Raw genomic sequence first — 13670 nt, 5'->3', positions numbered from 1 at the left:
TCCATGAGTCATTTTCTGGCACTACAAATGACGTTTCAGGCTACCTGCAATCGTAAGGTATTGTAATTAAACATATCATGTTTTCTTGCCTGCCAGATTTCGGCAATTTTCAGGGCGCAAATCATGAATTTGGGTTAAGTTTTTTTGATTATATGTTAACTTGCTATATCGACTTATTATAAATATCAAAGTTGGGTTGAATACTATTCTACGGCTGATATTCTCTTCAATTCTTACCTGCTGATAAACGGGGCTGGTTAGCTGCTGGTTAGCTGAAAGCCTTTTCCTCTTATTGCTCTTCAACTTTTCTTTAATATTCGCCGATACTCTTAATAGAAGATACCAAAGGTCTGTTGTAATATTTCAAACTACGAACATGCATTTATACCAACCAAAAAGGAGGAGCATTAACAAATGAAAGGAAGATCAAAACAGTATTCGTTATCCCTTAACTTCGAGGATATTTCACTGCCGCCAATAAAAGACATCTTAATCCTCGGAACCAAATGTTCTCAGGGGAAGTTCGGTGTGGCAAAATGTTTTCAGCTATTGTCTCCTGACAATTTCGAACTCATCGAAATTGATGATGATATTGTACAGGGGCTAATTATAAACAAGCGGATACTAAAACGCATACCGGTTGACCATATAATAGATATCCTGAGACGTGAAGTATTTCCTTACATCAGTGCAGGAGATACTGTAAAAGTCGATATTAATATTGTAACATACATTAACAATATAAAGGTTTCTTCTGAATAAAACCATGAAGATTAGTAAGATCATACGGTCTGTATATGAATGCACTTCGCCCGAGGAAGGAATTGCGTCAGTCCAAAACAGGCTGTTTAAAAACCGGTTTCTTGTTGTCATGGATGGTGACGAGTTCAGGGGCGTTGTCACAGCTGACGACATTGTGCAATCTCCCTACCAGCTTATTGAAGACTGCCTTTCCCCGAAACCTCGTTTGGAAAGCACTGACAGCATCGAGTCGGTGCTGGCCAATATGCGAGAAACCGGCAGCTTTGTCCTGCCCGTGTTCGAGGACGGTAAATTCATCGGTGTAATCGTCGAGACCGATATCATCGAATCTCTGATTGAACATCGTGACAAACTTACAAAGACAATTGTTGAAAAAAATGACGACGTGTCAAGGATCGATGCGCTGCTGTATAGCGAGAGTGAAAAGCTCAAAGCAGTTCAGGAAGATAAAAAACGAACTGAGGACATGTTAAGTCTCATTACTGCTAACATGTCCGACATGATTGTCCTTACTGATACGAACGGAATACTCCAATATCACAGTCCGTCTAATAGGATAGTTCTGGGATATGCTCTGAAAGAAACAGTCGGTAAATCTGTTTTCGATTTTGTGCACCCGGAAGACATGGAGAGAGTTGAATGTATTTTTAAAAATGCTGTTGCCACATCTACGCCGGGAAGAGCTGAGTACCGTGTCAGACATGCCGATGGTCACTACATCTGGGTTGAAACAATCGGGAATTTTGCAAAAGATGAAAATGGTCGAGTTCAAGGAATCATACTAACTTCCCGCGACATGACCGAGTGGAAGCAGGTAAAGGAGGCGCTCAAGGAGGCAAACGCTTACAATCGCAGTCTCATCGAGGCGAGCCTTGACCCTCTCTTCACTATCAGCCATGACGGCAAAATCACCGATGTAAACACCGCCACCGAACGGGTGACTGGCTACACCAGGGATGCCATGGTCGGCACCGACTTCTCCAACTACTTCAGCGACCCTGAAGGGGCCCGCGCCGGATATTGCCAAGTCTTTACGGAAGGACATGTGCGCGATTACCCGCTCGAGATTCGCCACCGCGACGGGCACGTGACCCCTGTCCTCTATAACGCTACCATTTACCACAATAAAAAAGGTGAGGTGTCTGGTATCTTCGCTGCCGCACGCGACATCACCGAGCGCAAGCAGGCAGAGGGGGAATTGGAAAGGCATCTAAAGCATCTTGAGAGCATGGTTAAGGAACGAACGGTGGAGTTGGAAACCAAGAACATGAACCTTCAGGAACTCAATACGGTGCTGAAGGTTCTCTTGAGACAACGGGTAGATGATAAGAAGGACGTGGAAGAGAAATTCGTGATGAATGTACGGAATCTGGTTGTCCCCTTTGTGGAACAGATGAAAAAAGGGAGTCTCGATGTCGGACAGCGACTCAATCTTGATATCATAGAAGCACATCTCCATAATATTGCAACGCCCCTGCTGAAAAACATACGGCAGTTCAATCTTACTCCCCAAGAAATCAAGGTGGCTGTGCTCGTAAAAGATGGCAAGCCAACAAAGGAAATTGCAGAAATATTGAGGATAGCCACAGGATCAATAGATATCCACAGAAAAAATATCAGAAAAAAACTCGGGTTGAGCAACAAAAAGGCAAATCTTCAATTATATCTTGAAAATCTTGAGCAATAGGTAATTCTACCCCCCATTATTCATAAGAAAATATCTTATTGACATTCTGTATTTTTCTTTATTTACTTCACAAGTACCAACTTCTGAAATAAGGAAAATCGGTAGAGAATGAAATTATGAGAGCTTTGCACAATCAGCTCTCCGTCATTGCGAGTAGCACCTGCAAGGGCGCTACGAACTGGATGTGATCGACCTGTACCAACAGCCGCAACTGGCACAGGGCGAGCAGATCATCGCCGCTCCGACATTCATCAAGAAATTGCCCCTCCCGCTGCGCCGCATCATCGGCGATATGTCGAAGACCGAACGCGTGCTAGTGGGGCTGGATTTGAGGAAGAAGACCTGATTGCAGATTGCGGAATGGCGGTTGCGGGTTGAAATCCGAAATCCGCAATCTGCAATCCGAAATGGAGTAATCCGAAACAGGGAGTTGACATGCTCAAGAAATCTACAAGCAGAACACAAAAACAGCTTGTCGCTGAAAACGAAGACCTGCGCGCGCGGCTGGACGAAGCCGAAGAGACTTTGCGCGCCATTGGCAGCGGCGAGGTGGACGCGCTCGTCGTCTCGGGCGTGGACGGCGAGCAGCTCTTTACGCTCAAGGGCGCCGATCATTCTTACCGGATACTGATCGAGAATATGGGCGAAGGCGCGCTGACCCTGACGGCGGAGGGCGTGATTCTGTATGCCAACCGGCGCTTTGCCGAGATGCTCAAGACACCGCTTGAAAAGGTGATCGGTTCCACAATCCACACCTGGGTTGCCCCAGACAGTCAGCAAATTCTTCAGTCACTGCTGATAAAAGGCGCAGACGAAAAACGCCGCGAGCAACTTGTACTTACCGCCAGCGACGGAACACCGGTGCCGGCCTCTCTTTCGGTGGGCAACCTGCCCATCAACGAGATGCCCGATTGCTTGTTCCTGGTGGCAACCGACCTGACCGAGCAGAAGCGCAGCGATGCAATCGCAGCCTCCGAAAAGCTGGCGCAGGAGTTGCTCGCGGCTTCCAACCAATCGCGCCTTGCGCTACAGAGCGTGATCGAAGACCAGAAGCGGGCGGAGGAGTCGCAACGCCAAAGTGAAGAGAACTTCCGCCGTTCTCTGGATGACTGCCCGCTGGGGGTGCGCATCGTGACTGCAGAAGGTGAGACAATTTATGCTAATCGGGTAATTCTGGATATCAATAGTTGCAACAGCCTTGAGGAATTGAAAACAACCCCCGCAGAAAATCGCTATACTCCGGAGAGTTTTGCCGAGCACCAGATAAGAAAGGAAAAAAGAAAACGAGGTGATTATGACCCGTCCGAATACGACATAAGCATCGTAAGGAAAGACGGTGAACTCCGCCATCTTCAGGTTTTCCGCAAAGAAGTACTCTGGGATGGTGAAAGACAGTTTCAGGTATTATATAACGACATCACCGACCGCAAGCGTGTGGAGGAAGCGCTGCGGGAGAGCGAGGAGAACTATAGAAATCTTTTTGAGAATGCCAACCAGGCCATTTTTGTAGTTCAGGATGATAAAGTGGTATTTCTCAATCCGGTGTCCACCATGATGATCGGTTATTCCGGTGAGGAAATCATGGCAAGACCATTTATTGAGTTCATCCACCCGGATGACCGGGACATGGTTATCGACAGATATATTAGGCGAATGAAGGGCGAGGAGCTTCCTCACCTCTATTCTTTTCGGATTATCCACAGAGACGGTAATATCAGGTGGGTAGAACTGAATGCCGTTTTGATAAACTGGAAAGGGAAAACAGCCACTCTGAATTTCCTGACTGACATCACCGACCGCAGAAAGGCCGAGGAAGAACTGAAGATCAGCCGTGAGCACGTTGCAATGATTAACAAGATTTTAAGGCATGATTTAATAAATGACCTGTCCGTTATCAGGAGCGCCCTGAGACTTTATGGAGAAACGAGGGAAGAGAGGCTCCTCAAAGAGGCATCTGGCCGTGTCGGGAAGAGTGTTGATTTGATAAGAAGTATGAAGGAGCTTGAGATTTTCATTTCGTCCCGCAGAGACCTTAAGCTGTACAATATCGGAAGCACGATAAAGGAAGTAATGAAGAGCTATTCCTCCATCCGGTTTACGATTGAAGGGAAGGGGCAGGTTCTTGCCGATGAGGCCCTGAGCTCAGTAATAGACAACATAATAGCCAACGCCACAATTCATGGGAAGGCTGACAGGGTAGAGATAAAGATAGAAAAAGCAAGGGATATGTGTGAAATCAGGATTGCCGATAATGGGATCGGGATTCCTGACGAGATAAAGGGAAGGATTTTTGAAGAGAACTTTGTATTTGGTGAAGATGCCCATACAGGCGTGGGATTGCATATAGTAAAGAATACCATAGAAAATTATGGTGGAAGTGTTCGTGTTGAGGACAACACACCGAAAGGCGCTGTTTTTGTGCTTAAGATGAAAGGTGTGAAGTGAGTTGAAGACCTGATCTCATTAACAGTCGGAGATTCCCCGCAACTTGTTGCGGGGAGCTTCAAAAATGCTTTTGTATTATTTCCCCCAGAGGGAGGCGAAGCGTCGCGCGATCTCGCAGTGCATCTCTATTCCGATAGTGAGCGCGTCATCGTTAAAATCAAACTTCGCGTGATGATTACGCGGATAGTCTGTAGCTTCCGGAGGTCTAATGCCGAGAAACCAGAATGTTCCAGGAATCTGCTCGGTATAATAGGCAAAATCTTCACAACCCATCAGTGGGGGATGGTTTGCCTTTACCAGCTTTTCCCCTATAATATCCTGTGAAATTTTCTCAAAAATGGCTGTACTTTCCTTATGGTTTACAAGGACAGGATAACCTTCTTCGATTGTGACGGTGGCATCTGCTCCAAATGCTTTGGCAGTCTGCTTTGATAACTCTTTGATCTGTTCAGCGGTTTTTTTAAGCACCCTGGGTGAAAGAGCGCGAAATGTCCCTTCCATGACAGCTTGATTGGGAATGATGTTTGTTGCTGTGCCGGCATGAAATTTTGCCACGGTTACGACTGAACTTTTGAGTGAATTTGTTGATCGGGACACAATGGATTGGAGGGCATTGCCTATTTGCATACCGACATAGATAGGATCAATACAAATATGAGGATATGCTGCATGTCCTCCTTTCCCATGAACGGTAATTTTAAAATTCCCGCTTCCTGCCATTGCCGACCCTTTACAAACGGCGACTTCTCCAAGCTGAAGCCCTCTTCCCGAGTAACAGTGGAGTCCGAATATCGCATCCACCTTCGGATCTTCCAGTGCTCCTTCCCGGCACATTAGCTGTGCTCCGGCATCGAATTCCTCGGAGGGTTGAAAGATAAATTTTACCGGCCCTTCTAATTCATCCTGGTTTTTTGCCAATACGAGTGCGGAACCAACCAGGCAGGTAGTGTGACCATCGTGTCCGCACGCATGCATATATCCGGGTCGCTTGGAGGCGTACGGTTTATTCGTCTCTTCCTGTATTGGAAGGCAGTCCATATCGGCGCGGAGAGCAACGCAGGGTCCGGTTTTATTCCTTCCCAAGGTGGCTACTATTCCTGTTCCAGCGATATTTTTTCTGATATGTATATCCGGAATCTCCTCCAGTTTTTGCAGGACTTTTCCGGCTGTTTCAAATTCTTTGAATCCTGGTTCAGGGTTGGAGTGAATATCTTGTCGAAGCTCGATCATTGAAGGAATAATCTGTTCAATGAGCTGTTTTACCTTTCTCTTTTCCATGATCGCTCTACCTCATCGTCCGGTTGGCATTTGTTCTTTTGCATAATACAAACAAGGTCATTGCGAGCGATAGCGAAGCAATCTCCAATCCACTGTAATTATGAAAGATTGCCGCGTCGCTCTGCTCCTCGCAATGACTAAGGCCGTAATTATACAAAGGTTTTAGCTTGACAGTTTTATTCTTTCAAACTCTCGCTGTACTCGGCAATATTTTCACAGTGATCCGATATCCTTTCGAGATTTAATAGTATTTCGAGAAAAATAGGACCGACTGCAGCCTGGCAGATTCCCATGTGAAATCTCTCCAGATGTCTTTCAGTGGCTTCTTTCACTTTAATATCAATTTTTTCCTCTCGCTCGAAAATTGATCGTATCTTTTCTTCGTCCCTCCTCTCAATAAGCGAGACGGCTTCTTCGAGATTTTTGAACGTCAACTCTTGAATTTCCTGCAGTTCGTTCTCTGCCGGTTGAGAAAACGGTATTTTTGTCTTATATTTGTTTTCAGATAGTTCAACCAGATTTACACAGTGATCGCCGATCCTCTCAATATCGCCAATCATTCCTGCATAAGAAAAGAATCTGTTTGACTGCTCCGGCGAAAAATGACCGCTGGGAATTTTGCACAGATATCCGGATATTTCTCTGTATAGATTATCTACTATCAATTCGACATAGAGGATATTTCTCTTTTCCCCGGAACTGAAGTCAGATATCAGAAGTAAACTCTCGGAAAACATTTTTTGAGCAAGGATGATCTGTCTCTGCAGCTCTTTTTTGACGCATTCCAGAGCATCTTCGAGTTTAGACAAACATTTTTCATCGAGGAATATAGGCCAGATCGGCAAAACTTCTTCCTTGCCGGGCAGGATTTTTTCAATCAACCGTGCAAACGGCTTGAGGAGAAATATAAAGATGATGACTATCAGAAAATTAAACATAACATGACCAAGGGCAATCTGTTGGGCAACGTTTGAAGAAAGGCCGTTCAGAACCTTTATAAAAACAGGCAAAATGCAAAGACAAATTACTGTTCCAAAGAATTTGAAAAGTAAATGAGAAAGTGCGCTCCTCTTTCCGCCTGTATTGGCGACGAGACCTGCCAGGATGGCCGTGACTGCTGTTCCGATATTTGCCCCGAAAATGATAGGGAGGGAATTGTCAATGGTTATCAATCCCTGTTGGGCGAGGATAACAAGAATGCTGATCGGTATGGCCGAAGCCTGGACGACTGCCGTAAAGAACAGGCCGGCGGCAACGCCGAGCAGTGGGTTTTTTGTTTCCTGAAAGAAAGTAACAAAGGCAGGATTGTTCTTCAAGGGCGCGGTTGCCTCGGCTGCTACACTCAAACCAAAGAATATCAGACCAAAATAGAACAGTGCTTCACCGATTGTTTTCCAATATCCTTTTCCTAAAAGCCACAGGATACCACTGAAAACTATAAAAACAGGAGAAATGTCGGTAAACTTCCAGACTACAAGTTGTATGGTAAAAGTCGTTCCGATACCGGCACCCAGTATTATGCCCAGGGAATGGTAGAAGCTGATCAGGCCGGCACTGACCATCCCTACGACAAGGGCAGAGGTTGCCGAACTGCTTTGAAAAAGAATGGTTGAAATAGTACCGGTAATTACGCCGTAGATCGGTTTTTCGATGGAATATCTGAAATATTCACGAATCCGGATGTTATTGAAGAGTCTCTTTATCTCGGCACTCAGCTTAAACATCCCGAACAGAAAGAAGACCAATCCGGTCGCAAAGAGTATAAGCCCTTTAATCATGTTAAAATTCCTGACGTATATCTTTAAGGATAAGGAATAGACGATCAGCGTCTACCGTTTTGCTGAAAACTGATTTCTGAACACCTGTCTATTTTTTATCATAGATGCTCAGAATTTAGAAGCATTTAAAGATCCCTAAAATAGACATTGAAAATAAAGACTGTCCTCCCCATCCCGTAGGACAGCCGTCTCGGCTGTCTAAGCGATTCACCATTATGGACAGGCGGGACGCCTATCCTACTGTGTTGGAAGGGTCAATGTCTATTTTGGGGAAGATGATTCTTTTATGAAACAGCAGGGATGCCCTCGTGCAAAGTTTATCATCTAATGTATACACGCTTTTTATATATTTCATAAAGAGACTTTCTCATTGACACAGGAGTCATTTTCCTATACTTCCTCATCTATAAAAAAGTAAATTTTTGTATCTTGCCATAAAGGCAGTCAATGATATTGCGGCTCTTTTGGGTAGCCGCATTTTATTTTTTTAAAAGTACCGTATAGATATTAACGAAGAGAAGAGTTGGGCCATGAAGTTAGTACAAGAAAACTGTGGTGTTTTCGGTTTATATTCAAAAAGAGAGTGTGTTTACGATATTTACCGGGGGATTGATTTCCTTCAACATCGTGGACAGGAATATTGCGGAATTTCTACTTTTGATCCGGATGTCAAGAAGGCAACCCAGATTGATTTCCTTAAACTGAAGGAACAGGAATATGAAGATGAAGCATCTTTCGGTCAGGAAATAAATCACGTCACTCACCACGGCAAGGTTATTAATACCTTTACCGATGAAGAATTAAAAAGTTTAAATGGCAATTGGGGTATAGGGCATGTAAGCCTCTGGGAAAGACAACCGATGAAGTGGCAGACCAGACTCGGGGGGATTGCCGTCGCTTTCAGCGGTAAAGTTATTAACGCTGATGACCTGATGAAAGAAATAATGAGTCAGGGAATCTCTTTTTACAAAGGTTACGACATAGAGATAATTTCCAAGATTATCATAGAAAAACCCGATATTGTCAGCGGCATTAGTGCACTTGCCGAGAAGATCAAAGGTTCCTACTCACTGGTGGTTTTAACCAAAGACGGAATCTATGCGGCTCGTGATATTTATGGAGTTCGACCGCTTATGCTGGGTATGGATTCTGAACGGTATGCGGTAAGCTCCGAATCCCGTGCCATCAAGAATCTGGGCATGGAGGTTTTTCGGGATGTACGTCCCGGTGAGATCGTCCTTATAGACCACAAAGGGTTTCAAACCGTGGGGCAGGTGGATTCGCCACGCAGTGCACATTGCGCTTTCGAGTGGGCATATACGGCGAGCATTGATTCCATTATAGATGGTGTTTATGTACAGGAGGCTCGAAGCAATTTGGGTGAAACCCTTGCCCAAAGAGATATGGACGAAGGGGATTTGACGGCTGATCTTGTTGCACCCGTTCCAATGTCGGGGATAGGCCACGCACTCGGATATCACAAACGCTCTAAGATTAATTACCAGGAAGTGTTTCTCTATCATCGCTATGCCGATCGCAGTTATATGCAGGCAACACAGCTTGCCCGCGAAAAGATGGCAGAGCGAAAGCTGTCTGTGCTTCCCTATGCAGTTAAAGGGAAAAAGATTGTTCTGTGTGATGACTCAATCGTTCGGGGAACTCAAATTTTGAACAAGGTGAGAGATTTAAAGGAGGCAGGCGCCAAAGAGGTGCATGTACGTATTGCCTGTCCCCCTCTGATGTACCCATGCGATTACGGTATATCGACCCGCTCTTATGAAGAGTTGGTCGCCCGGCATTATATGAAAACGGGACATATTACCTCTATGGACGATCTGAAGAAGATGGAGGCATGGATAGCAAAACAGATAGATGCAGACTCCGTTAAGTATAACACGATTGATGCCTTTGTTTCGGCCCTTTTGATTCCGAGAGAAGGTTTGTGTCTGAAGTGTTTTGACGGCGTGTTCTCTGTTAAAAATACATAGAGATAGTATCCCCTCAAATAAAACCGATCTCTTCAGCATACTCAAACTGTCTTTTCCATGGAACATGAGGATATGTCTTGTTGAAGGGTTCTTCTTCTATACGTTCCATCGATTTTCTATCTAAGAGTACAGGATGGTACCCTCCCAGGAAACCCAGGTCTTCGGCTATTTTAGGATTATGCCCGGGCATGCAATCGCAGTCGGCAGTTATTGTAAGGAGGGAATTTACCAGCAGGGTCCTGTCCTTGATACGCTTCCACACTGCCGCGGCTGTTTCAACCAGTTTTTCCTGAAAGACCTTTTCGTCAGTATTCCAGAAAATTTTTAGCGCGAGTTGAGGGCATAGTGCAATGCACTGAGCGCATCCGATGCATTTCTCTAAGTCATATTCAGGATATTCATCCCCGGAGATTGTTGCAGCACCGGTGGGGCAGGAATCGACGCAAATGCCGCATCTGGTACACTCTTCCCTGTTCAAAACGGGATGCGCATCAGAGTGCATCCTCTGTTTCTGTGCCCGTGAGGCGAATCCCATGGAGATATTTTTTATGGCACCCCCGAATCCGGCAACCATATGTCCCTTAAAATGGGAAAAAATAAAAAACCCGTCCACCTTTTCCAAAAGCTCGGCAACCTGTACAGTTTCAAAATGCTTGAACCGTGCATCTATGTCGATTACATTTTTGCCGTCCATTCCATCCCCTATCGCGACCGGGCAGCCAAGGTACTCCTCTGTAAAGCCATGTTCTGCTGCTGTTTTAAGTGAGTCTTTTCCCGTGCGACGGCCGCCTGAATAGAGGGCGGTAGTATCGAAAATGAGAGGAATTGTTTCATGCTCCTTTAGCCACTCTACGATTTCTCTGGCGTACCGTGGATGCAGATAACTTGTATTCCCCTTTTCTCCCCAGTGAAGCTTGATGGCAACCGAGTCACCTTTTCGGAAAGGGGACTCCAGGTTATAAAGGAGTGAACGGAGAGAGACAATATAATTTTCGATGTTACCATCGGTTTTTTGGAAGATGGGTTCATCCATTTTATCATCCGTTTTTTTGCATAAATCTCAGCTGATAATCGATTTATAAAATTCGTCGGGGGATTTCCCGATAGACAATTGTTCAAACGGGCACATTCCATCCCTTTTTCTATTAAAAATATAGGGCACCACTTTTAGGAAATAACTGGGAATGCCATGTTGGTTCAATGTTTCTAAAGCGTACCTGCTTCCAATCCGGGAATATATCTTTCTGCAGCGTATTCTTTCCAGAAGTAACGCAGCCGCGTTGCCGACCACACGGTCAAAAACGGTGACTTCATCGGTACATGGGCTAAACTGTTCAATGTAGTCCAGAAGTGATGCAATCCCCTTTTTTTTGGATTGAAAGATCGAGATGTTAGCTTTTAAGACCCAGAGTGTATCGTCGCTTTTTAGAAATGACTTAAAGAGATCATTCATGATGTCCGGATGTTGAAGAGATTTTCTCTAAAACTATGGAGATTGTGGGTAGAAAGACCAGCTGTATTGCAATTCCGGGCCACCCCTGCTTTATTGCCTGCCATACTAAAACAGGGGAATTTGAGTCACCTGACCAATGCATTATTAATAAGGCTAATGCAGCAGCTAATCTCCCAACAACCATTGCTCCAAGGAGTGACCAAAAAACGTTCAGTTTGAACCGCTCACGGAAAAGACCCGCTGACAGTCCGTAGAATGAAGCCTCGATGACGATTGTGGGAAGCCGTTCCAGGAAGGGCATTCCTGAGAAACCGTAACTTACAAGCGGTGTGAGAATTCCGACCATAATGCCCGCACGCCAGCCAAATAAAAGTCCGGCCAACAAAATGAAGAAAAACATGGGAAGAAATGTAGGGCCGGCTAAAGGGTGAATACAGTGGCAAAGCCATGGTATCGCCACGTCCATTGCTACAAATAAGGTAACAAAGGCATAAAGGCGAAAGTTGGCAAATTTCAGCACGCATGGGAAAGCTGCTTCTCTGTGTGCTAAATGAATAGTGCGTGTTCTGCCCATTTTTATCTTCTCTAAATACTTGTTTTATCTTACTGTTTGGTAAGGAAGTATAGAAGAAAAATAGTTCTGAGTCAAGGGCAAAAGAAATTTCACTCATTGTTTGACAAGTTCGTAAAAAGTCTTTTCATAGCGAATTCGAAGAATCACGCAAGTAATTTAAGCATTTTGGGAAAAAGATGCTGGTAGTGAACGGCGTTAAGAAAATCTAACTGTTTGAGTGCATAAGCACGAGTTTTAGATTTTTAGCCGGGCAATAACAGCATCCACAAAATGGTTCTGAGCGAAGAAAACTGATTTTTTACGAATTTATTAGTGCGAAAAATCTTGATTGGTTCTCAGAATCACACTTTTAAAGTTCTAAACAGTTCCCGGATGGTTGTATAAAGCTTTCCGAATATGTTATTACTAAAAATCTTTGATTATGTGTAATACGGTGGTCGATGGTCGAAAGTAGAAAGGGCATTTCATGAAAGCAATGATTCTTGCAGCCGGTCTTGGAACACGGATGAAATCACTGAGCGCTGACAAGCCGAAGGTTCTTGTCCCGATAGGGAACAAACCGGTCATTGACAGGGTAATAAACTATCTTAAGGGATTCCATGTCAGTGAAATGGTGGTGAACGCACATCACCACCACCAGCAAATTGCAAGATACCTGGGTGACGGCAGATCATTCGGGGCACGCATTCAAGTCCGGGTTGAACCGGAGATTCTGGGAACGGGAGGCGGCATCAAAAACACAGCGGATTTCTGGGATACGGAGCCGTTTGTCGTAATAAATTCGGATATCCTCACAAATATCAATTTATCAAAGGCTTATGATGACCACAGGCGCAACGGAAACCTGGCGACGCTGATCCTTCATGACCAACTGCCGTTTAATCAGATTCAGATTGACAACCGTATGAACATCCTGGATATTACTGTTAATAACCATCCCGGCAGGCTTGCCTTCACCGGCATTCATATTATCGATCCAAAACTTTTGGATTATATCCCCGAGGGCGCCTTTTCGGACATTATCGATTGCTATAGAGATTTGATGCAAAAAGACAAACCGGTCAGGGCCTACATATCGGCGGGACACAAGTGGCGGGATATCGGTACGGTCGAAAATATATTCTTGCCAATAAAGAAGCTTTAGAGGGGGAATCTTTTTTACTGGCGTCTGGTTCTCAGATTCACAGTTCCGTCAAACTCAGGGATTGGGCAATCATTGGTGAGGAAGCGTGTCTTGAACAGGGGGTGGAGATAAGGCGATCCATTCTCTGGGAAAAGGTGACTGTAAAAAGGGGAACAAAGGTCGTCGACAGTATCGTCACCGCCTCTAAAAAAGTGACGCAGGATCTTATCGGTGAAATTTACTAACCCTTTAAGTGCTCTACCTCGTAATTACGGTGACGTATTTTCGGTTTAACCCCCACCCAAACCCTCCCCCTTCAAGGGGGAGGGCAGGGTGGGGGCGGATTATCTATATGTAATAGTATTGATGTATTCGTAAAAAGTCATAAACTGCACCATTTGTCGTCCTGAACTTGTTTCAGCATCTAATTGTTTCAGTAAGTTAGAGACCCTGAAATAAATTCAGGGTGACAAAAAAAGACTTTTTACGAGATCATCAGTATTTATGAAACACACTACTAAGTTAGCGGTGTAGGAGATTTCTCAATTAAGATATCGTTTTAGAATCATGCCGATGGAGGCA

Annotated in this window: 12 protein-coding genes; 7 read left to right on the top strand and 5 right to left on the bottom strand. The window is 44.8% G+C overall.

Annotated features, from left to right (window positions below; genetic code table 11):
• The first annotated feature begins 414 nt into the window (after positions 1–414).
• The 4 genes from Q7J27_05175 to Q7J27_05160 all read left to right on the top strand — a co-directional run bounded on the left by Q7J27_05175 (position 415) and on the right by Q7J27_05160 (position 4894).
• Positions 415–762 carry a hypothetical protein gene (locus Q7J27_05175; GenBank protein MDO9528538.1) on the top strand — a complete coding sequence of 116 codons (348 nt, stop codon included), beginning with the start codon at positions 415–417 and terminating at the stop codon, positions 760–762.
• A 4-nt stretch (positions 763–766) separates the two neighbouring features.
• Positions 767–2449: a PAS domain S-box protein gene (locus Q7J27_05170; GenBank protein MDO9528537.1), complete on the top strand. Its 1683-nt coding sequence runs from the start codon at positions 767–769 to the stop codon at positions 2447–2449.
• 160 nt (positions 2450–2609) lie between these two features.
• Positions 2610–2795 (top strand): circadian clock KaiB family protein, encoded by a 186-nt coding sequence (locus Q7J27_05165; GenBank protein MDO9528536.1) that lies wholly within the window; start codon positions 2610–2612, stop codon positions 2793–2795.
• Between the two features lie 89 nt (positions 2796–2884).
• Positions 2885–4894, top strand: coding sequence for a PAS domain S-box protein (locus Q7J27_05160; GenBank protein MDO9528535.1), 2010 nt, complete (start codon positions 2885–2887; stop codon positions 4892–4894).
• A gap of 75 nt (positions 4895–4969) precedes the next feature.
• Here the strand turns inward: Q7J27_05160 and Q7J27_05155 are convergent, their stop codons facing one another.
• Both Q7J27_05155 and Q7J27_05150 read right to left on the bottom strand, forming a co-directional pair.
• Positions 4970–6172, bottom strand: coding sequence for a M20 family metallopeptidase (locus Q7J27_05155; GenBank protein ID MDO9528534.1), 1203 nt, complete (start codon positions 6170–6172; stop codon positions 4970–4972).
• A 176-nt stretch (positions 6173–6348) separates the two neighbouring features.
• Positions 6349–7950, bottom strand: a complete 1602-nt coding sequence (locus Q7J27_05150) for a Na/Pi cotransporter family protein (GenBank protein ID MDO9528533.1) — start codon at positions 7948–7950, stop codon at positions 6349–6351.
• 530 nt (positions 7951–8480) lie between these two features.
• Here Q7J27_05150 and Q7J27_05145 point away from each other — a divergent pair.
• On the top strand, positions 8481–9938 hold the full coding sequence (locus Q7J27_05145) for an amidophosphoribosyltransferase (protein MDO9528532.1): 1458 nt from the start codon (positions 8481–8483) through the stop codon (positions 9936–9938).
• 13 nt (positions 9939–9951) lie between these two features.
• Here the strand turns inward: Q7J27_05145 and Q7J27_05140 are convergent, their stop codons facing one another.
• The 3 genes from Q7J27_05140 to Q7J27_05130 are packed head-to-tail and all read right to left on the bottom strand — an operon-like array spanning position 9952 to position 11965.
• Complete coding sequence (locus Q7J27_05140) at positions 9952–10971, bottom strand: DUF362 domain-containing protein (GenBank protein ID MDO9528531.1); 1020 nt, start codon at positions 10969–10971, stop codon at positions 9952–9954.
• A 27-nt stretch (positions 10972–10998) separates the two neighbouring features.
• Positions 10999–11391 (bottom strand): DUF1893 domain-containing protein, encoded by a 393-nt coding sequence (locus Q7J27_05135; GenBank protein ID MDO9528530.1) that lies wholly within the window; start codon positions 11389–11391, stop codon positions 10999–11001.
• Positions 11384–11965 carry an ECF transporter S component gene (locus tag Q7J27_05130; GenBank protein ID MDO9528529.1) on the bottom strand — a complete coding sequence of 194 codons (582 nt, stop codon included), beginning with the start codon at positions 11963–11965 and terminating at the stop codon, positions 11384–11386. The genes Q7J27_05135 and Q7J27_05130 overlap by 8 nt, the downstream gene beginning before the upstream one ends.
• 466 nt (positions 11966–12431) lie before the next feature.
• Here Q7J27_05130 and Q7J27_05125 point away from each other — a divergent pair, with 466 nt between their 5' ends.
• Together Q7J27_05125 and Q7J27_05120 are read left to right on the top strand one after the other, a co-directional pair.
• Complete coding sequence (locus tag Q7J27_05125) at positions 12432–13109, top strand: nucleotidyltransferase family protein (protein ID MDO9528528.1); 678 nt, start codon at positions 12432–12434, stop codon at positions 13107–13109.
• Positions 13055–13333, top strand: a complete 279-nt coding sequence (locus Q7J27_05120; protein ID MDO9528527.1) for a hypothetical protein — start codon at positions 13055–13057, stop codon at positions 13331–13333. The genes Q7J27_05125 and Q7J27_05120 overlap by 55 nt, the downstream gene beginning before the upstream one ends.
• Positions 13334–13670: the final 337 nt, after the last annotated feature.

The organism is Syntrophales bacterium (assembly GCA_030655775.1).
Classification (GTDB): domain Bacteria; phylum Desulfobacterota; class Syntrophia; order Syntrophales; family JADFWA01; genus JAUSPI01.
The sequence above is the reverse complement of the archived record's forward strand: the minus strand, read 5'-3'. Positions and strand labels throughout refer to the sequence as shown.